Genomic DNA, 20,463 nt, shown 5'->3' on the forward strand with positions numbered 1-20,463 from the left:
GCATGAAGTCTTGGAAGCTCCAGCTTCCCGAAGCCGGCAAGCAGAGCTTGCGAGACGGGTTTCCCAAACAGAGTTTGGGAAACAGCGGAAGATGTGTATAACGATGAGCGCAGAGCATGCACGATTAGGGTTAAGTCTTGAAATCAATCATTTATAAAAGACCAGAGGCCTTACTTTTGACATTAAGGCATTTGCAACTCCTCCTTCTATGATTGTCGCGTTTGCGACAATTCATCATTCCAATGCCGGCTTGTCTTGTCGGCATCCAGCCAAATACACCTGCAAGTCATTGTTTTTCATTGATTGAAAACTTGGCAAGCGATTTGCTCTGATCAACGGTAAAGGCGCTGTTCCTTTCGGAATGGCTTGTTGACCGAAGCGATTTTGAGGTGATGCATGGAAAACCGTCCGCGCACTATCGTCATCGACGACACGACTCTCAGAGACGGCGAACAGTCGGCCGGCGTCGCGTTTTCGCTCGACGAGAAGCTCGAAATCGCGCGGCAGTTGGCGAAGATGGGGGTGCCGGAGCTCGAGATCGGCATTCCGTCGATGGGTGAGCAGGAGCGCGACGAAATCCGCGCGATCGCCGCGCTCGGCTTGCCGTGCCGGCTCGTGGTCTGGTCAAGGATGCGCGAAGACGATTTACGGTTGTGCAAAGACTTGCATGTCGAACTGGTCGACTTGTCGATCTCGGCGTCCGATCAACACATTCGCCATAAATTGAAACAAAGCCGGGCGTGGGTGCTGAAAACCATCGAACGCTTAGTCGAAAGGGCGTGCGATGCGGGCCTGAGCGTCTGCGTCGGCGCCGAAGACGCCTCGCGCGCCGATCCGGATTTTCTGGCGCGATTCGCCGAAACCGCGCAACGGGCCGGCGCTGAACGGATCCGTTTCGCGGACACGGTCGGCATCATGGAGCCGTTCGGCGTGCTGGAAGCCGTTCGAAGACTGCGCGCCGAGACCGATCTCGACATCGAAATGCACGCGCACGACGATCTGGGCTTGGCGACGGCCAATACCTTGGCCGCGGCACTGGCCGGCGCAACGCATCTGAATACGACGGTCAACGGATTGGGCGAGCGGGCCGGCAATGCCGCGCTTGAGGAAGTCGTCGTCGGTTTACGGCAATTGTACGGGATCGAAAGCGGTGTCGACTTACGCGAGTTCACTGAATTGTCCAGGCTGGTCGCCGAAGCGTCGGGCGATACGATCGGCTCGCGCAAAAGCCTGATAGGCAGCGCGGTATTCAGTCACGAGGCCGGCATTCATGTCGACGGATTTTTGAAAGACCCGAACAATTATCAAGGCATCGATCCGGCCGTAGTCGGGCGCAATCATCAGTTGGTATTGGGCAAGCATTCCGGAACGCAGGGAGTCATTCATGCCTACCGGCAGTTGGGTATTCAGCTCAGCCAGACTCAAGCCGCCGCCGTGCTGCCGCAGGTTAGGCAGTTCGTCAGCCAATACAAACGGACACCGCAAGCATTCGAATTGGATTATTTTTTACAAACTGTGTGAGGTGTGTCATGAACGAAAACCACGAAGTAGAACGTACCGAACCTGAAATCGAACTTATTGCAAGCGAGGAAATTCATGAGCAGGACGATAATTACCCGGGCAGCTTTTTCAGGATTCCTGGCACGCCGGTGCCCGGTCAAACCGAGTGGAGTTTGTTGTAATGGTTGCCGTGATACCGGAACGATCCGTGACGGTTGATCTTGGTCTATGGCGGCAATGGCGTGAAGACGTTGCCTGTGTTTTTGCCCGCGACCCTGCGGCGCGCAGCCGGATAGAAGTATTGCTCGCCTATCCCGGTGTGCATGCAGTGCTGCTGCACCGGGTCAGTCACCGTCTGTGGCGATCGGGTTGGTATTTGTCGGCCCGTCTGCTGTCGGCGTTCACGCGCTGGCTCACGCATGTCGATATACATCCCGGCGCGACGATAGGCCGGCGTTTCTTCATCGACCACGGCGCAGGCGTCGTGATTGGAGAAACCACGATCATCGGCGACGATGTCACGCTGTACCACGGCGTGACATTGGGCGGAACGTCATGGAACAAAGTCAAGCGCCATCCGACCTTGGGCAACAATGTGCTGATCGGTGCCGGTGCGAAGGTGCTCGGCGCGATCACGCTGGGCAATAACGTTAGGGTCGGAGCGAACTCGGTCGTCGTCAAGGACGTGCCGCATTGCTGCACCGTGGTTGGGATTCCGGGGCGCGTGATTCAGAGCAAGGGCGTGAAGATACAGAATCCGAACGGTATCGATCTCGATCATCATCTGGTGCCCGATCCGGTCGGGAAGGCTATTAATTGTTTACTCGAACGTATCGATCAGCTCGAGGCCCGACAAGAAAAGCTCAGTGACAAGCACTGCGAAACCTGCGATGCGGATTCGGTTTGCCATCCCGAAACGGAGGCTGCCTGATGGATCTGCTCGATTTTGATGCCCAGGATCTCTATTTCGAGCGTGAGGACTCGTTTGAGGTCCGGACTTTGATAAAAGAGGCCGCCGAATCTTACGGCAGCGGAGACGGCGAATTGCCGTTGCTTCAGGCCTATCTGCGCGCGCCGGAATCTCTGAACGTATTGGTCGCATTGAACCGCTTTTATTACTACCGACACCGTTTGAGCGAAGCGCTACTGATTTCGGAAAAAGCCCTGGCGATCATTCGTGCCGGCCTTGCGTTCCCCGAAGATTGGCGGCAATTGAACATCGGTTTGCTCGGTTCGGTTCCGTCGGCAAGTTTGACCCGGGTAAGACTTTATTTATTCACATTGAAATCGATCGGCTTTCTGCACATGCGTCTCGACAATCTGGAATTGAGCCGCAGCATATTCGAGAAACTGGTCGAGCTAGATGTCAAGGACCGCATCGGCGCACACGCTTTGCTGGAATTGGTCGTTGAACGGCAAATTCATGTGTAGGCGCGCATCGCGCACCTTCTTTCATGCCTTTTGTGTCTGCCAGTGATAAATGGGTCGCGATGCGTACCCGACGACATTTGTAAAATTATTTGAAAGGAACGATAGCCATGCCAAAACCCGAAAAACACGTCTTCGTCTGCACGCAAAACCGGCCGCAAGGCCATCCGCGCGGTTCCTGCGCAGCGAGCGGTTGCAGCGACGTCATCAACGAATTCATGAACGAAATACAAAACCGCAATCTATTCGAAAAAATCGCACTGACCAATACCGGCTGCATGGGGCCCTGCATGATGGGGCCTAGCGTGTTGGTCTATCCCGAAGGCGTGATGTACGGCAAGGTCAATAAGGAAGACGTGAAGACCATCATCGACGAACATCTGCTCGGCGGCACGCCGGTCGCCGCATTGCAAGTTCCCGCCGAGGTTTGGTAGCGATGGGCAGATTTAACTCGATCGAGGAGCGGGTCTTGTTCAGCCCGGATGTTCCTGCGCCGGTCAATGCGCTGTTACAGGCAGCTGTTGCGGCCAGTCGATGTGATGAAACGGAAGCCGAGAGGCTGTTTATCGAAGCCCGCCGGCTGGATTGTCACTGTCTCGATACCTATTTCGCATTGTACAAATTCTATTTTTACCGGGCGCGCTTGGCCGATGCCGAACAGGCGGCGCTAGCCGGTTTGGAAGAAGCCGCTCGGCAAGGACGTTTCCCAGCCGATTACAAACGCTTGGCGCGCGAAAAAGAAAAATGGAATCTGTATGCGAACGGCATCACGCATTTTTATTTGTACTCGCTGAAGGCGCTGGCTTTTATCAAATTACGAAGCGGTCAGGATGCGGAAGCCCGGGTGATCCTATCGGTGATCAGCGACTTGGATCCGGAAGATCGGTCGGGCGTTTCGGTTATCAGCGATTTGGCTTCGGCATTGGAACAAGAATAGTCATGGTAACGCTGACGCAAAGAATCGAAGAGCAGCGCGAATTCGGCGAGGCTATATGACGCGCGATAAGCGAGTCGATACGGGAATTAGGCTTCGCCGAGAATGACGGTCCGGTAGGATTTCCGGTTTTCGACCAAGCCGAATTCCGACTGGTCACCGACCCCTATAGCCGGCATGATGACTTGGTCGGTTATTGGTTCGATACCCAAAAACAGCGTGTCGGGCAAATTCAATTTCACGGCGACGGCGGCTTTTATGCCGAATACGATGTGCTGAAACCTCACCCTGTCAAGCTCGATTATTTTATCGATACGATGAACGCTTGGGGCCGGAAAGGGCAGATCAAAACCGAAGCTCAGATTCTGGCGATGGCGCGTTGATCGGCATGGACGATCCCCGGCGAATTTATGAAATGCTGTTGGATTATTGCTCCGGCGGATCTACGGTAGGTAGCTTGACGATCGGCTTGGTGTGGACTGTCTGCCGCGAGAGTCAAAACGATAACGCCGGATTATGCATGAGTCCAGGCGTGCCGACGCGAACCTTGCCGTGGGCAGGCGCTTTGACCGGCAAACCCTTGAGCGAACTGGCCGCCGGTCTCATGTCGTGGGATCCCTATCAAGCCTGCCTGGCGATGGCGGCGGTTAATTGTTGCATCAACGCGCGTACCTTGCCGGAGTCGGAACCGCTCGATGCGGCTCCAGGGCGGGAAAATCTCGCGGTTTTCGATTATTTCCTACCGCACCTATGCGATAAAAAAGTCGCGGTCGTGGGACGTTATCCGGGGCTCGAACTGTACCACGAACAATTGGATTTAACGGTATTGGAGTTGAATCCCGGGCCGGGCGACTTCCCGGCGGCGGCCTCGGAATATGTCTTGCCGATGGCCGATTGGGTATTTTTGACCGGCAGTTCGATTCCGAACAAGACTTTTCCGAGGCTCGCCGAATTGTCGGCGGGTGCCGTCACCGTGCTAATGGGGCCGACCGTGCCTTGGCTGCCGCAATGGCATGAATTCGGCATCGACTATTTGGCCGGTATCGAGGTGACCGACGCGGACAGGCTATTCGAGACGGCGGCGCAAGGCGGAGGCGTTAGGATTTTCGGTAACGGCGTGCACTACCGCGTCGCCGAATTGTCAGATCGAAACAACCTGGCGTGGCTGAAGACGCAAATCGCCGAATGTTATGCCGAAAAATCCCGACTGACTGAAGCCATGGAGCAGTGGTATGAAAGAGGCAATACGGCGCGCTTTGAAGCGTGGGAAACTTTGGAACGCGTAAATACCCGGTTATCTCGTCTCGACTCCGGTTTCAAACGATTATGGGACCGGTCGAACATGAATGGTGTGAACGGATGAACGATATCATTAACGAATTCAACGATTGCCGTCTGTTGCTTTATTACAAAGGAGATATCAGTGCGCTGACATTGTTCGCACAGCAAGCAGACGGTACAGTTTGTTTCCCGGAAGCTTTGCCTGTGCTTTCGAGCATGCTGGAAGAAAAACGAACGGTGCCGAATAAAATTGCCAGACATCCGACGGCATTGGTCAATGCCGTCGGAGAGCGTTTGGAACTGCCGACAGGTTTGCTGTTGACCGAATCCGGATTCAAGGAATATATCGATACGCCGGGCGGCGTCATCACCGTTTTCATGGCGCGTTTCGACCGTCTCGACCCTCCGCACTCGTTGATGCAAGCCAAAGGCTGTGCGCTTAAACCGCTAGGATCGTTACGCGGTAGACCGCCTGCGGAATTGGAATTGCTCCGGCGTGCCTATGAGCAGGTGATGGAGTCGTAATTTTGTTCGAGTTTTTCGAATCCGATAATGCTTGTTCGGAGTTGTTAAGCGGCAAAGGCCCTTATATTCCGGATTCGGCCGAATGCATGCGATGCGGAATGTGCGTCGGCCAATGTCCGACCTACAAACTTTTTCAGCTCAACGAAGAAACGCCGCGCGCACGTATAAGAACGATCGAAAAGATTCTTGCGGGCGGCGAGACCGTTAGCGCTTCGGAATTGGTGCATTTGAATAGCTGCCTGCTATGCCGGGCTTGCGAAACGGCGTGTCCGAGCCGGATGGCCTACGGCAGTTTATTCGATAATGCGCAAGCGGTTTTGAGCGAAGGCCGCCGGAGGACAATTTTAGCGGCTTCGGCCTTCAAGCTCATCGAATCGAAACTATTGCGTCGTGCGCTGATAACGCTGATCACCTTGTATATCCGCTCCGGACTGCAAAGTCTTGTCCGGCGTAGCGGGTTATTAAAAATGCTGAATCTCGTTGAAGCAGACGGCATATCGCGCCTGCCTTCTTTATCGGGAATGGCTGATCGGTACCCGGCAAAAAAGAAGACTCTAGGTAAAGTCGCATTGTTTACAGGCTGCTTAACGGAACCGTTCGACCGTGAAACGTTAAATGCTGCGACCGATTTGCTGAACGCCATCGGTTACGATGTCTTAATACCGAAAGGACAAACCTGCTGCGGTGCAATACACCAACACAACGGCAAACAGCAATCCGTACCTGATTTCATTCGGCGTAACCGAGAGGCTTTTGCTGCGCTCGATATCGATGCGGTTGTTTTCATCGCAACCGGCTGCGGCGCGATGCTCGACGAATACCCGCAAGATGATGAGCCAGGAGTTGAATTTCACGAGCGCCTTTTCGATGTCGACGATTTTTTACTGCAACATTGGCCGGACCGGCTTCGTTTGAAGTCATGTTACCTTAAAGTTGCAGTACATGAACCTTGCAGTCAGCGCAACGTCCTCAAAAATCAGAAATCGGTTTATGCATTGTTGCAAAAAATTCCCGGCATCGATGTTCAACCGTTATCCGGTTCTGATGTCTGTTGCGGTGCCGGCGGTGCCTATATGCTGACGCATCCCGAGAATGCCGCACGTTTACGGGATATGAAACTTCAAGCCATCGCATCGGCTGCGCCGGATGTCGTCGTGAGCGCGAATTTCGGCTGCGCCTTGTATCTGAATTCGGCTGAATCGAGTCCTACCGTAAAAGTTATCCATCCTTTAAAGCTGTTGGCCGATTGTTTGTAGCTCTTAATATCTCGAAGAGCGCACGAAACCGGCCTCAGGCAAGTTGCCGCCTCACTATGCATCATTGCCATTAAGTTAAGGGAAGCCCGTCATTCCGCCATGGATTGGCGGAATCCAGTGCCATGGATGGCAAGCTTTTGAAGCACATTAGAGCCTGAATGCAAGCATTACTTATTTCTGTGATGGCTTAACTTAACCTGATTAGCAAGATGCTTCAGCTTGCCGAAGTCAACTGTCCGAGCAGTGGCCAGTCGTAGCCACTTCTGCGGGACGGGTTATTTAACCCGTCCCCAACGTTTCGGTTTGCCCTAAACAATTCGGCTGACTTCGGCCAAAGTCAAAACGTTTAGTACGGGGTTGCAAACCCCGTCCTGCCAGGGACATGCTGGTTTTTGGGTTTTAGCTGAAGAAACTTGCTAATCAGGTAACTTAATGGCTGTGCTCACTATGCATTGTCGTCAATACGACAAACCGGAAAAAATCGATTCGCTTGAATGTTATCTTTAAAACAAATTTAACCCGTCTGGGTCGGTAAAATAGCGTCAATCAATTGACAATCAATAAAAAATTTAAATAGGCATGGTCTCTGCTTAAGATGGTTATGCCCATCGCACTTCAAATTTCGGCATTACGCATGGAGGCGCCGGGGTGTTCGGCAAAGGCTGTGACAGCAGGGATGCTGTCACAGAGCCTACATGGACGTATTCACGGCGTCTTTTGACGGACCCCCGGCGCCGAAATTTGACCAGCCAAAGGGTATAAAAGCTTTCCGCATTTTCAATCATTCCTTAACGGAGACTAGTCGATGTTGTTAGATCATTACAATAAACAAGGGTTGTTGACGGTGATTTCGGTACTTGGCAAGACCGGGACTGCCGGCGTCAGCGCGTTTCGCGGCGATTTGGTACTGATCGAAGGGGCGCTGCGCGAAGGTTCGGCGACCGACCGCAAGCCGCAGGAGCTCGTGATCAGGCATGCCAATCTGTTGGCCGATGCCGAGACGATCTTGTTCGCAAGCGGGTTGCTGTACAGGCTCGAGCATTTGCCGGTCTTCATCGACAAATACAGGCCGGCCTTGACAGTCGAATCGTTGTTGCTGTTTCTGGTTGAAAACATCGAAACCGAGATGCGAATCGAACGCGACGGCCTCGTATTTCACTGTTATCCCTACCAGGGCGGTCTGGTCTGGAACGATTTGCTGGATCTGCTTTACATCGAAAAATCCGACTTGAAGGGGCAGTCCGCCGAAGATAAGGTCATCACGGTTTTCGAGGCGGCGAAAGGTTTTGTCGGCAAGGCACCGAGCCTTACTTATGAAGACGCGCTGACGCAAACGATCGAAGTCGTCAAAGAAGACGCGGTCGGCCCGGTGTAATATGAAAAAGTTCAATACCCTCGCAGCCAGGGAAGCCGAAAGGCTAATCGGAACGGGTGCGCCGTTGATTCTCGATTGCCGCGAGCTGAAGGATTATCGCGCAGGGCATATCGATCATTCGATGCATCTGCATGAGCGGCTGCGCGAAACTTTAATCTTGAAAGGCGATAAGCGGCGGCCGGTGTTGATTTATTGCTATTACGGCCACGCCAGCGAGCATGTCGCCGAGATGTTTTGCGATTTCGGCTTCTCCGATGTTTACAGTCTGGCTGGCGGATTCGCCGGTTGGAAAGAATATTGTCAACAACTTCCGTCTTGAAGGTTTGTCATTATGACTCAATTATCCCGTGAACACGCATTACGCATCGCATTGGCGTCGAGAGCATTGCCCGGCGTCGATGTGCCGACCCTAATTGGTATCCTGCACGATAAAGTCGGCTCTCCTCTTGATGACGATAAACTCAAGGCGATTACCGTGACCAATCTTAAAACCGGTATAGGCAGTCTCGACGGAGAGGAGGACGGCGAAGATATCGGCATCGGTCTGGCTAATATCAAACTTGCGGTACGTTATTTATGGGGCGAGGAGGGCGAGGATGAAAATCTGCCGGAAATCCAATCCTACCGCGACGGCGATCTTCCCGAATCAATCCGAATCGCGGTCGCATCGAATTTCGGAGTGACCCTCAACGGTCATTTCGGTTCCTGTATCCGTTTTTTGATTTACCAATTGTCGCGCGATGAATACCGTTTGATCGATATTCGGTCGACCGTCGAGGCCGAAAGTTCCGACGATAAAAACCTGTTTCGCGCGAATTTAATCAAGGATTGCCATGTGCTGTTCGTGCAGTCGATCGGCGGACCTGCCGCCGCGAAAGTGATCCGTGCCGATGTCTATCCGATTAAAGTACCGGAGGTCATCGAAGCCCCGGAAAAACTTGCCGAGTTTCAAAGGGTGTTCGATTCACCGCCTCCCTGGCTGGCAAAAGCGCTGGGCCGCAGTGCCGAAGAACGTAAGCGCTTTAAGGCCGATGCATAAAGCCGGATAGCTTGGGTTAATTCGCCGCTTCAAAGGTGCTGGTTAAAGGAATTGCGCAATATCGATCAGTTCATTTGTTTGGGTATGTACGGCCTCGGCGACTTTGGCATCCAAACGGTTCAGCCAACGCTTAGGAATGTTTTGCACTCCGTATCGCGCGCCTGCAAGCATTCCAACCAGCGCGCCGGTGGTATCTGAGTCTCCGCCTTGATTAACTGTTGCGATCAAGCAGGATTCAAAATCTTCGCTATTGAAAAAACAATGCAAAACTGTTTGTACGGTATCGACAATATAGGCCGATGACTTGCCGGGGTAAGGACGATAAGCGAATTCCGGATTTTCGGAAATCAGCTTTTCTGCCGTGCGTAAACAGGTATCGACGCTTTCACCGTTAAGTAATTGTCCGGTCATGCGCCCGAGGGCTAAGGTCGCTGCATCGGACAACGGATGGTTGTGCGTGAGATGACATTGCTCGAGTGTCCAGTTATCGAAGCGATCGGGCTGGTTCAGCGTTGCCAGTACGACCGGGAGATTGCGCATGCATCCGCCGTTGCCGGCATCGTCTTCGCGCGGCGGGCCTGACAATTCGCCGGTTTTTTGGTAACGCTCGAGTCCGCGTCTGCAGGTATTGCCGATATCGGGCGGGTCGGATTCGAGCCAAGCAACGAAATTGTCAGCGACCGCTTTTAGGTTCCAGCCTCGATGATCGATAATCGCTTGCCCCAGCGCAAGCGACATTTGCGTGTCGTCGGTGACTTGGCCGGGTTCGAGCGCAAGCCAGCCGCCGCCGATGATGTCGCGGTGCACACCGTAACGCCGTTGGATCTGTTTCGGAGACATGAACTCGACCGTCGCACCAAGCGCATCCCCGCAGGCGAAACCGAGATATGCGCCCAATGCGCGGTCCAGTAAAGACTCGTTAATCATTTTAGGGTTTTGTAACAAATAACTTCCTGATATATCATCGTTCCTACGCTCAGCATCACTGCCATTAAGTTAATCCGTTCGTGGTGAGCCTGTCGAACCATGGGCGGATTAACCGTCCACCCTTCGACAGGCTCAGGGCGAACGGTTAATCCTTAGTGCTTTTGTCCCGCCTTAAGTGGGAAGCCAGTTAAGCCATCACAGAATTAAGTAATGCTTGCATTCAGGCTCTAATGTGCCTCAAAAGCTTGCCATCCATGGCACTGGATTCCGCCAGTCCATGGCGGAATGACGGGCTTCCCTTAACTTAACCTGATTAGCAAGATGCTTCAGCTTGCCGAAGCCAACTGTCCGAGCAGTGACCAATCGTAGCCACTTCTGCGGGACGGGTTATTTAACCCGTCCCCAACGTTTCGGTTTGCCCTAAACATTTCGGCTGACTTCGGCCAAAGTCAAAACGTTTAGAACGGGGTTGCAAACCCCGTCCTGCTAGGGATATGCTGGTTTTTGGGCTTTAGCTGAAGAAACTTGCTAATCAGGTAACTTAATGGCAGTGACGCAGAGCATGGGAACGATAAACTTGTGCGGGATATGCACAAGGCGTAAGAAACATTTAGGGGAGTTATTTTTTTTACCGTATCCTTAGTTCGCCTCAATGACTTACCCGGACCCGGTAAGCGCCGCCGATTGCCAAATATTCCGCTTCTCCACGCAAGGCGTGGCGGGGCAGTAGGTCGTTGAAAAAAATCAATTTTACCATCGGTACTTCGGTCTTCAGAATATAAGCTCCGAATTCGCTGGCGGTGCCCGGCTTATCGGTAAACGATACCAGATTGTTAAAACGCACGATTTTATCGTGTTTGGTTTCATGCCGGATGATGCAGTCGTCCAGCGTATCGACCCCTCGATACAGCGTCTTATGTCCTGCAGCCGGAAAGCGGAATCGTTCGATGATCCATTGACAATATTCGTAGAGCAGGTCCAATTGCATATAGATGCAGTTATTGTGATATCGGCTGTTCATCTTTTCTTCGATATAGCCGATCCAGGCCTTCGTGCCGAAGCCGGTAATGGGTTGCTTGTGATAGGACGGAAACAAACCGAAACGGCTTTCGACCCAACCTTTGAAAACCGCCGCTTGTGCATTGTTCGAGTCCATTCCCCAATCCTGTATCAAGCGCAAATAGCTATTGCGGTAACGCCGCCCTCCCGTTACGTCGTCCGCTAAGCGCTGCTCGGATTCGAAGCCGAATACGACGCACATATAGTCCTGAAACAAACGGCCGCATGTCTCGGGCGCCGATTGTTTCGCCAAGAGTTCGAAAAGGCCCGAAGCGGCTTCTCGGGTTCCGGCGATATGCAGCGGTTTGGGGTGTTCGTTAAATACGACGCTAGCGATACATTCGGTCGACAGGCCGGTTAAATTGGTACTGTGGCAATGCTCGGCAATGGTCGGCATCGGTTGCGTAAAAGGGATTTTGCTTGTTTCGTTAACCGAATTCAAATCTGCTTCACATGAATTTTGAGTGTTTGAATTCGGTAAGCGATTTGTCTCGGCGTCATGTCGAGCAGGCGCGCTGCTTTGGCTTGTACCCAGCCGCTTTGTTCGAGTGCGGCGATGACGCGTTCGCGTTCGTCTAGGTTATCATCGAGTAAATCCATGCTACGGACAGGCTGCGGTGCTAGCGTAATGCCTATTTCGCTTTCCAAACCGGTGCCGGCGATCACATCTCGGTCGATGATGCCGTCCTGACTCATGATCGCGGCGCGTTCGAGCCGGTTTTCCAATTCCCGGACATTGCCGGGCCAATGATGCTTCATCAAGATACGAATCGCACTTTCTTTGATTTCGAGCGGCCGTCCGGCTTGTTGTTTGGAAATACGTTTGAGTAAAAATTGTGCCAATTCGGGAATATCTTCGATACGCTCGCGTAGCGCCGGCATATTAATCGGCATGACATTGAGCCGGTAATACAAGTCCTCGCGAAACCGTCCTTCGGCGACCTCTTCTTCAAGATTGCGGTTCGTTGCGGCGATTACCCGTACATGCACTTTTAAGGTTTTAACGCCGCCGACACGTTCGAACTCGCCCTCTTGCAGCACCCGTAATAATTTGGCTTGGAACGAGGCCGAAATTTCGCCGATTTCGTCGAGAAACAAGGTGCCGTTGTCGGCGAGTTCGAAACGCCCCTTGCGCTGACCGATCGCGCCGCTGAACGCGCCTTTCTCGTGGCCGAACAGTTCGGATTCGAGCAAGGTGTCGGGCAGGGCCGCGCAATTCAATTTCAAAAACGGGCCATTCGCGCAGGCTGAATTGAAATGGATCGCGTTCGCGACGACTTCTTTGCCGGTGCCCGACTCGCCGCGTATCAGCACGGTCGTGTTCCATTTCGCGACTTGCCGGATGATGTCGAATACCTTCAGCATCGGCTCGGAGTGGCCGATGATGTTTTCGAAACGGTAGTTTTTGACTAGTTCCTGTTTTAGATAATCGCGTTCGTTGGTCAATTGATCTTGTTTTCGCTCGATCGCCCTGAGCGAATTGACGCTTTGCGCGATCAGGTTCGCGACCATCTCGAGAAAGCGGGCCTTCTCACCGAGAAAACTCGCTTCGGCCGGTTGTGCGGCTAGAATACCTACGACCTCACCTTGGTCCACGGCCAACGGAGAGCCGATGAAAGGCAAGTCGCGATTATAGACGCCCAGGCGGCTCAAGAAACGCGGTTCGTCGGTGATTCTGTCGACCACGATCGTGCTGCCTTCGTCCAGTATCGCACCGACCAGTCCTTCCCCGGGCTGATAACGCACCGACTTATCGATGTTGTCGCCATAGACTTCGCAGATGCTCATGCTGTCGTCATCGACCTCACGCAATGTGATCATGCCGAAATGAAGGCCGTTGCGTTTATGTAATATTTCAAGGATACCCCGCAATTTATCGCGTAAATCTCGGGTGCTGTTCAATAGTTGGCTGACTAGAAACAGCGTATCCAATTCGGATTCGACTAATAGCAGACGTTCGGACATGGCTTATCGTTTGGTTTTAGCGTTTCGATAGATTGGAAAACCGATTTTAAATCGGCAACCTTGATCGTAATTCGGATCGATTTCGATGCCGGCTTTATGTTGATTGACGATTTCCTGGACCATGACTAAACCCATGCCTGCCTTGATCGTGCCCATCGGGCGGGTCGTGTAAAAAGGTTGAAATACCTTGATGCGCTGGTCCGGATGGATACCTGGGCCGGTATCTTCAATCGACACATTGACTCGATCGTTGTCGACATGCGTTGCAATAGCAATGGAACGTTCGCGGCTCCCTGCGCGGTTCATTGCTTCTATCGCGTTATCGATTAACTGTTTGAATAGCATGCGCAGCTTGTTTTCCGAACCCAATACCGAAGGCAGCGTCGAACTGGGCCGCCAATCGATGACGATCCCGTTGGCCAGAAGCTTATAACTACTTAGCTCCACGACCTCATGCAGAATTTGGTTCAAATTGACCGGAATCACGGCGGTTTCCGGGATTTCGGGAACGCATCGCTGTAAGGTTTCCAGAGTCTCTTCGCCTTTCGTACCGACTTGTTCGAGCAGTTCTCTCAACGGTTGGTTTTGAATATCGTTGCGATGACTCATGATGTTGATTGCTGCACTAATTTGATTTAACGGTTGCCTAATTTGGTGCATCGCGCCGAGTAAGGTTTCCCGGATGCTACGGATTTGCTCTTCCTCGGCCAAAATGGTGCGAAGATTCTGTAGGTGCAATTCCTCCTGCTGGCGGCGTTGTTGCGTGATATCGCTGAAACTGAGCAGTAAATAATCTTTGGTTTCCCCGGAAAAAAATGCGTCGGCGCCGGTTTCCTTTTCGGCGAACCAGTTACCGGAGCATGCGTACCACCGCGTCCCGCGCTTATCGATGCCTTCGATTCGAAGTTCTCTGTTGACGAAACCGCGTTCTTTTCGGGCCGCGTATTGCCATAGATCGCCCATGTCCTGGCGTAATAACTTCAAAAAAAACAACACTGGTTCAGTCAAGCCCAGATCGCTGATCATCATTTTATATACTTGGTTATCCAGGACGACGCGATCGTTCTTATCGATGACCACCATCGCTACCGGCGATGCATTGATCACCGATTCGATCAATTGCTTCTGATTGATTAACTTTTGTTCGGAGGCGTGTGTTTGGGTGATATCCCGGTGCATGCCGATGTAATGCGTGATTTTTCCCTGTTCGTCCTGCATGGGCGCAATCGTGAGCTCTGCAAGATATGGGGCTCCGTTTTTATTTTTGTTGATCAAACGGCCGCGCCAGATTTTTTTGCGGGTGATTGTGTGCCACAAATCGTAATAGACCTGGCGGGGTGTCGATTTGGCCGATAACTCGGATTCATTACGTCCGAGGATTTCTGCGGGACGGTAGCCGGTGGTATCGGTAAATGCTTGATTAATGTAGAGAATGTTGGCTTTTTTGTCGGTGATCGATATGGCGATCGGTACTTGCTCGACAACTTTGATCAATAGAAAAAAGGGGAGCATCTTGCCTTGACGGCTAAACGATTCGATCAAATCCAATAGCTGTTTATCGATCGTCAACGACGGAGCGAATAGTGTCATCATTTGCTCGATATCGTTGGGATGGGTTTCGTAACCGGGAAGCGTATTGTTCATATCGATCGGTCTCGTAATTTCCATAATAATAAAAAGGAATATGCAAATTAGAAGCCAATTTCGATTAGGCTGAAAACAATCGCCAGATTTGAAAATTGGAAGGAGGGGGATGCTTGCCGTAGGACATTTTTATTACCGGATAAAAATGCTTGGATTTGTAAGTTTTACGACAATGAGGCGCGAGGATTGAAGGCGACTGTTCAATTTCCAACAGTCGGTCCGATGCCGCCATTATTCTTAACCTTGATATTCCGGGATTTGCAAGCTTGGTCGACTTATTGGCACGTTTGCTGCTCCGCCGATATTAGAGGCAATTTGTAGGGTAGGGGCAATGGGCGATTATTTCATGTTGATTCTAGGCACGGCATTGGTCAACAACGTCGTGTTGGTCAAGTTTCTGGGATTGTGCCCGTTTATGGGAGTCTCCAATAAGCTGGATACGGCGTTGGGGATGGGCTTGGCGACAACCTTCGTATTGACGTTGGCGGCTTCTGCCGGTTGGGTGTTGGAACACGGGGTATTGATACCGCTCGATATCGGCTTCATGCGCGTACTGGGTTTTATCTTGGTGATTGCGGCAGTTGTACAGTTCACCGAAATGGTCATTCATAAAACCAGCCCGGTGCTTTATCAAGTATTGGGAATATTCTTGCCCCTCATTACCACGAATTGTGCGGTGCTTGGCGTCGCTTTGCTGAATATTCAACACGATTCGAATTTCTTGCAGAGCGTCATGTTCGGTTTCGGGTCGGCATTGGGGTTTACGCTGGTGATGGTTATTTTTGCAGGACTTAGAGAGCGTCTTTCTTTAATGACGGTACCGGTATTATTTGACGGTACGCCGATCGCATTCATAACCGCCGGAATTCTCTCTCTCGCCTTTATGGGTTTTGCCGGACTTTAAAAGTTAGACAGGGGGCTTTATGTACGTATTATCCGCGATAGCAAGTTTGGCGACATTGGGTTTGATCCTGGGTTGGATACTGGCCGTCGCCGCGAAATACCTCAAAGTCGAAACTAACCCGATCGTTCAAGAACTTGAAGCACTGATGCCGGGTTCGCAATGCGGGCAATGCGGTTATCCCGGTTGTAAACCGGCCGCCGAGGCATTGGCCCGGGGAGAAGCGTTGGTGACTCTGTGTCCTCCCGGGGGCAGTGCATTGGCGGAGCAATTTGCGGTATTGTTGGGTATATCGGTCGATTTGAGCGGTTTCGAAGAGCCTGAAATACTTATCGCCAAGGTCAGCGAAGCGACCTGTACCGGTTGCACGCGCTGTTTCAAAGTGTGTCCGACCGACGCGATCGTCGGCGCGCCGAAGCAAATTCATACTGTAGTCGCCGATGCCTGTATCGGATGCCGCAAATGCGTCGATGTGTGTCCGACGGAATGCTTGCAAATGCACCGGCCCGAATTAACTCTACGCAACTGGCGCTGGCATAAACCCTCCGGGCAACCTGCGGGAGCAGCGGCATGATAGCGCTGTTACAGAGTTTGCGCATTCGGGGCGGTATTCACGTCAATGAGCATAAACAGGCCACTGCAGGACTGCCGATCGACGATTCTTTTCCGTTGCCGAAACGCTTGTATATACCGCTGCAGCAGCACGTCGGAAAACCGGCCGAACCGGTTGTCAGGGTCGGCGATACGGTATTCAAAGGACAATTGCTTGCGCACAGTCAAGGGCTGATATCGGCACCCGTGCATGCGCCGAGTTCGGGTACTGTCGCCGATATCGCCGAATATCCCGCCCCGCATCCGTCCGCGCTGCCGATTCGCACAGTGTTCCTTGATACCGACGGTACAGATACCGTGCAATCCGGAGAATCGGCGACCGATCCTTTTACGCTAGAGCCGGAGGAAATCAGTCTTCGGGTCGCTTCGGCCGGTGTGGTCGGCTTGGGCGGAGCGACCTTTCCGTCGGCGGTCAAGTTGAACCTGGGGCGGCAAAACAAAATACATACGCTTTTGATCAACGGCGGCGAATGCGAGCCGTATTTGACCTGCGACGACCGGTTGATGCAGGAGAACGCCGCCGAAATCGTCGACGGTATACGCATTATGTTGCACGGTATGGAAACCGGACGAGCCATGGTCGGTATCGAGGACAATAAACCGGAAGCGTTGAAGGCGATGCGAACCGCAGCAAATTTCCACCCGAATATCGAAATTTGCAAAATTCCGACCCGCTATCCGATGGGGTGGGACAGACAATTGATCCGCTATTTAACCGGTAGAGAAGTTCCCGCCGGAGGACGTGCGACTGACGTCGGCGTGTTGATGCACAATGTCGCGACCGCCTATGCGATCCATCAAGCAATCCGTTACGGCCGGCCTTTGATCGATCGTGTCGTGACGGTCGCCGGCGGCGCCGTAGCGAATCCGAAGAACGTTAGAGTGCCGATCGGTACTTTGATTTCAGAAGTATTGGTCTTTTGCGGTGCCGATAAAACGCGAACAGGGCGATGGGTCATGGGCGGTCCGATGATGGGCGAAGCACTTCCGTTCGCCGATGTGCCGGTCGTCAAGGCGACAAGCGGCGTTTTGGCGTTGACCGGGTCTGAAGTCAAGCAAGGCGAAGAGCAGCCTTGTATTCGGTGTGCGCGATGTATTTCGGTTTGTCCGGCCGGATTATTGCCGGTCGATATGGCCAACCGGATTCGTAACAACCGCCTGGAAGCCGCCGTCGACATCGGCCTGAAAGATTGCATCAGTTGTGGTTCGTGTTCCTATGTATGTCCTTCCAACATTCCGTTGGTGCATTATTTTAAATTCGCGGCCGGAGAATTGGCAGCCAGGCAACAGGCCAAACATAAATCCGAACAAACCAGCAAATTGATCGATGAACGAAACAAACGCATGGAACGAATCGAAAAACAAAAAGCCGAGGAATTAGCCCAGGCCAGGGCGGCGAAAGAGCAATCCGAAAAAGCGGATACCACGATTTGACCGGGCTGCGCTGTTATGCGATCCGGCAAACGAAGCAGATTGTAATTATTCACCCCCCCCCTATCGTTCCCACGCTCTAGCGGGAATGAAGACCGAGAAGCTCTAGCGTCTCGTACCGCTGGAGCGGTTCTCAGGCATTCCCACGCAGAGCGTGGGAACGATAATTGTCGGGGGACTGAATAGTTACAGCAGATTGGCTCTGTCGAATCATAAATTTCCCGGTGGCCGAAGCGTAATGCTTTTCTCTTTAGCTTGTAGATCTTGTTATTCCCCTTGCCGAGAATAAGCGATCCAGACCAAATCATATACAGCACGTTTACGAAAACTTTTTAATCAACCGGGGAAGCGATATGTTGACTATCAAACCGTCCAGCGGGCCGCATACCGGATCGGCAATCGGCGTCGGCAGTATCATGAGACAGGTGATATACGCATTGCTGCCTGCAACGGCATTCGGCCTTTACCTTTTCGGTTGGCCGGCCGTCAATTTGTTATTGGTGACACTGTTTGCGTCGTTGGCATTTGAGGCCTTATGTTTGAAACTGGCCGGCAAACCGGCAATACCGGCGCTGAAAGACGGTTCCGCACTGTTGACGGGATGGTTGCTGGCGATGACATTGCCGCCGTGGGCGCCGTGGTGGATCGGCGTGCTCGGCGCCGGCATTGCGATCGTCTTGGGGAAGCAAGTTTATGGCGGACTGGGACAAAATTTATTCAACCCGGCGATGCTGGCGCGTGTCGTGTTGCTGATTTCATTTCCATTGGAAATGACGACCTGGGCCGATGTTACTCCCTGGTTAACGGAATCGGCACCCGGTTTTTATGAAGGCCTGACGATTACATTTACCGGATTGAGCAATCCCGATGCTGTGACCGGGGCGACATTGTTGGGTCATGTCAAGACCGAATGGCTGCAAAAACATCCGCTGTCCGAGAGTCTGTCCGATTTCGGCACGCTGAATATGTGGCTGGGAATGGCGCGCGGCAGTTTGGGCGAAACTTCGGCTTTGTTATTGTTTGCCGGGGGGATGTGGTTATTACTGAAAAAAATCATTACTTGGCCTATTCCCATTTCGATGCTTGCATCGGTTGCTGTAATTTCCGGTCTGTTTCATTTTTTTGATCCCGAGCGTTATTTGAGTCCCGTTATGCACCTTGGCTCCGGCGCACTGATGTGCGCCGCTTTTTTTATAGCGACCGATTACGTCACTTCGCCGAATACGCCGCTCGGGCAAATAATCTTCGGCTCGCTCTGCGGTTTGTTGATCTACATGATACGGACCTGGGGCGGATATCCGGAAGGTGCCGGTTTTGCGATTCTGCTGATGAATTCGTTGACGCCGTTGATCGATCATTACATCAGGCCGCGCATTCAAGGGCGGGACCGGCGAGGTAGGCCGCTTGAGGAGAAGATGATTAAAGGTGAAAGGTGAAAGGTGAAAGGTGAAAGGTGAAAGGTGAAAGGTGAAAGGGGAAAGGGGAAAGGGGAAAGGGGAAAGGGGAAAGGGGAAAGGGGAAATTAGGACTTGACAAGAGTTTTATATGCAGCAACATTTTTTTGCTAACTGCTAACTGCTAACTGCTAACTGCTAACTGCTAACTGCTAACTGCTAACTGCTAACTGCTAACTGCTAACTGCTAACTGCTAACTGCTAACTGCTAACTGCTAACTGCTAACTGCTAACTGCTAACTGCTAACTGCTAACTCTAACTGCTAACTGCTAACTGCTAACTGCTAACTGCTAACTGCTAAATTCCAACTACATACCATCGAACGGTGAATGTTCCATGCATTTCGAGCAATTGAAAACCCGTATTTCTTACCAAACGCTGCTACTGGCCGGTTTTGCTTTGGCCGCAAGCGCCTTGCTAGGCATCGGCGATTGGAACACGCGCGAGGCGATCGAAATGCGCCGGCAAGAAGATTTAAAGGCCTCACTTGCACAAGTGATACCTGACGAACTATATGACAACGATTTGCTGGAAAGTACCGTAATAGTGCCGGGGGACGGCTTGCCGAATGCACAGGAGACCGTGGTTTATCAGGCGCGCAAAAAGGGCCGCATGACAGCCGCAGCGTTTCGCTTGACCGCACCGGACGGTTATTCGGGCAATATCGACATGGTTATCGGTATTGCCCGAAACGACGAAATATTAGGCGTGCGTGTGATTGCCCATGCCGAAACGCCGGGGCTCGGCGACAAGATCGAAATCGCTAAGTCCGACTGGATCTTAAGCTTCAACGGCCGTTCGCTCGAGAACCCGACCGTCGAACAGTGGGCCGTCAAGAAGGACGGAGGCGAATTCGATCAATTCAGCGGCGCAACGATCACGCCGCGTGCCGTCGTCAATGCAGTCCATCGGGGATTATTGTTTTTCGACAAGCATTGTTCCGAAATCGTCGAATGATACGCGTTATACCTTTCGCACTTCAAATTTCGGCAGTGCCTGAGGAGGCGCCGGGGTGCTCGGCAAAGGCTTTGCCAGCATGGAGCTGGCATAGAGCAGGGACGTATTCACGGCGCCCTTTGAAGTGCGCCCCGGCGCCGAATTTTGATCTACGATGGGTATATTTGGAGACTT

The 20,463-nt window shown here is 52.4% G+C and carries 22 protein-coding genes; 18 read left to right on the forward strand and 4 right to left on the reverse strand.

Features of this window, described 5'->3' with window-relative positions; all coding sequences use genetic code 11:
* Positions 1–396 precede the first annotated feature (396 nt).
* The 13 genes from nifV (at position 397) to METBU_RS0120335 (ending at position 9,338) form a co-directional block, all read left to right on the forward strand.
* On the forward strand, positions 397–1,521 hold the full coding sequence (nifV, locus tag METBU_RS0120275; RefSeq protein WP_017842357.1) for a homocitrate synthase: 1,125 nt from the start codon (positions 397–399) through the stop codon (positions 1,519–1,521).
* Between the two features lie 8 nt (positions 1,522–1,529).
* Complete coding sequence (locus tag METBU_RS28310; protein ID WP_017842358.1) at positions 1,530–1,682, forward strand: hypothetical protein; 153 nt, start codon at positions 1,530–1,532, stop codon at positions 1,680–1,682.
* Complete coding sequence (gene cysE, locus METBU_RS0120285; protein WP_017842359.1) at positions 1,682–2,431, forward strand: serine O-acetyltransferase; 750 nt, start codon at positions 1,682–1,684, stop codon at positions 2,429–2,431. Before METBU_RS28310 ends, cysE begins: the two co-directional genes overlap by 1 nt.
* Positions 2,431–2,931 carry a hypothetical protein gene (locus tag METBU_RS0120290; protein WP_017842360.1) on the forward strand — a complete coding sequence of 167 codons (501 nt, stop codon included), beginning with the start codon at positions 2,431–2,433 and terminating at the stop codon, positions 2,929–2,931. The genes cysE and METBU_RS0120290 overlap by 1 nt, the downstream gene beginning before the upstream one ends.
* A gap of 107 nt (positions 2,932–3,038) precedes the next feature.
* Positions 3,039–3,362: a (2Fe-2S) ferredoxin domain-containing protein gene (locus METBU_RS0120295; RefSeq protein WP_017842361.1), complete on the forward strand. Its 324-nt coding sequence runs from the start codon at positions 3,039–3,041 to the stop codon at positions 3,360–3,362.
* Between the two features lie 2 nt (positions 3,363–3,364).
* Entirely contained in the window at positions 3,365–3,865 is a 501-nt protein-coding gene (locus METBU_RS0120300) for a hypothetical protein (protein WP_017842362.1), read from the forward strand.
* A 182-nt stretch (positions 3,866–4,047) separates the two neighbouring features.
* Complete coding sequence (locus tag METBU_RS28850) at positions 4,048–4,245, forward strand: hypothetical protein (RefSeq protein ID WP_017842364.1); 198 nt, start codon at positions 4,048–4,050, stop codon at positions 4,243–4,245.
* A 5-nt stretch (positions 4,246–4,250) separates the two neighbouring features.
* The gene (locus tag METBU_RS0120310; protein WP_026130350.1) at positions 4,251–5,225 is read left to right on the forward strand and encodes a DUF364 domain-containing protein; all 975 of its coding nucleotides are present in this window, start codon (positions 4,251–4,253) and stop codon (positions 5,223–5,225) included.
* A complete protein-coding gene (locus tag METBU_RS0120315; RefSeq protein ID WP_017842366.1) occupies positions 5,222–5,668 on the forward strand; it encodes a hypothetical protein in 447 nt (148 codons plus the stop codon). Before METBU_RS0120310 ends, METBU_RS0120315 begins: the two co-directional genes overlap by 4 nt.
* Before the next feature lie 2 nt (positions 5,669–5,670).
* Positions 5,671–6,924 carry a (Fe-S)-binding protein gene (locus tag METBU_RS0120320; protein ID WP_017842367.1) on the forward strand — a complete coding sequence of 418 codons (1,254 nt, stop codon included), beginning with the start codon at positions 5,671–5,673 and terminating at the stop codon, positions 6,922–6,924.
* 805 nt (positions 6,925–7,729) lie between these two features.
* Positions 7,730–8,299, forward strand: a complete 570-nt coding sequence (locus METBU_RS0120325) for a hypothetical protein (RefSeq protein ID WP_017842368.1) — start codon at positions 7,730–7,732, stop codon at positions 8,297–8,299.
* A 1-nt stretch (position 8,300) separates the two neighbouring features.
* Positions 8,301–8,618: a thiosulfate sulfurtransferase GlpE gene (locus tag METBU_RS0120330; RefSeq protein WP_017842369.1), complete on the forward strand. Its 318-nt coding sequence runs from the start codon at positions 8,301–8,303 to the stop codon at positions 8,616–8,618.
* Between the two features lie 12 nt (positions 8,619–8,630).
* Complete coding sequence (locus METBU_RS0120335; RefSeq protein ID WP_017842370.1) at positions 8,631–9,338, forward strand: dinitrogenase iron-molybdenum cofactor biosynthesis protein; 708 nt, start codon at positions 8,631–8,633, stop codon at positions 9,336–9,338.
* Positions 9,339–9,380: 42 nt separating this feature from the next.
* On the opposite strand, the gene draG is transcribed toward METBU_RS0120335, so the two are convergent.
* The 4 genes from draG to nifL form a co-directional block, all read right to left on the reverse strand.
* Positions 9,381–10,283: an ADP-ribosyl-[dinitrogen reductase] hydrolase gene (gene draG / locus METBU_RS0120340; RefSeq protein WP_235726432.1), complete on the reverse strand. Its 903-nt coding sequence runs from the start codon at positions 10,281–10,283 to the stop codon at positions 9,381–9,383.
* A gap of 631 nt (positions 10,284–10,914) precedes the next feature.
* Entirely contained in the window at positions 10,915–11,721 is an 807-nt protein-coding gene (locus tag METBU_RS0120345) for an NAD(+)--dinitrogen-reductase ADP-D-ribosyltransferase (RefSeq protein WP_026130351.1), read from the reverse strand.
* 41 nt (positions 11,722–11,762) lie between these two features.
* The gene (gene nifA / locus METBU_RS0120350) at positions 11,763–13,289 is read right to left on the reverse strand and encodes a nif-specific transcriptional activator NifA (protein WP_017842373.1); all 1,527 of its coding nucleotides are present in this window, start codon (positions 13,287–13,289) and stop codon (positions 11,763–11,765) included.
* 3 nt (positions 13,290–13,292) lie between these two features.
* Positions 13,293–14,933: a nitrogen fixation negative regulator NifL gene (gene nifL, locus METBU_RS0120355; protein ID WP_235726433.1), complete on the reverse strand. Its 1,641-nt coding sequence runs from the start codon at positions 14,931–14,933 to the stop codon at positions 13,293–13,295.
* Positions 14,934–15,264: 331 nt separating this feature from the next.
* Between nifL and rsxA the strand changes: the two genes are divergently transcribed.
* The 5 genes from rsxA (at position 15,265) to rsxG (ending at position 20,289) form a co-directional block, all read left to right on the forward strand.
* The gene (gene rsxA, locus METBU_RS0120365; protein ID WP_017842376.1) at positions 15,265–15,837 is read left to right on the forward strand and encodes an electron transport complex subunit RsxA; all 573 of its coding nucleotides are present in this window, start codon (positions 15,265–15,267) and stop codon (positions 15,835–15,837) included.
* Between the two features lie 19 nt (positions 15,838–15,856).
* Entirely contained in the window at positions 15,857–16,408 is a 552-nt protein-coding gene (locus tag METBU_RS0120370) for an RnfABCDGE type electron transport complex subunit B (RefSeq protein WP_017842377.1), read from the forward strand.
* The gene (gene rsxC, locus METBU_RS0120375; RefSeq protein ID WP_017842378.1) at positions 16,405–17,880 is read left to right on the forward strand and encodes an electron transport complex subunit RsxC; all 1,476 of its coding nucleotides are present in this window, start codon (positions 16,405–16,407) and stop codon (positions 17,878–17,880) included. Before METBU_RS0120370 ends, rsxC begins: the two co-directional genes overlap by 4 nt.
* Before the next feature lie 350 nt (positions 17,881–18,230).
* On the forward strand, positions 18,231–19,313 hold the full coding sequence (locus METBU_RS0120380; RefSeq protein ID WP_017842379.1) for an RnfABCDGE type electron transport complex subunit D: 1,083 nt from the start codon (positions 18,231–18,233) through the stop codon (positions 19,311–19,313).
* Positions 19,314–19,668: 355 nt separating this feature from the next.
* A complete protein-coding gene (gene rsxG / locus METBU_RS0120385; protein ID WP_017842380.1) occupies positions 19,669–20,289 on the forward strand; it encodes an electron transport complex subunit RsxG in 621 nt (206 codons plus the stop codon).
* Positions 20,290–20,463 lie beyond the last annotated feature (174 nt).

It is taken from the genome of Methylotuvimicrobium buryatense 5G (genome assembly GCF_000341735.1).
GTDB lineage: Bacteria > Pseudomonadota > Gammaproteobacteria > Methylococcales > Methylomonadaceae > Methylotuvimicrobium > Methylotuvimicrobium buryatense.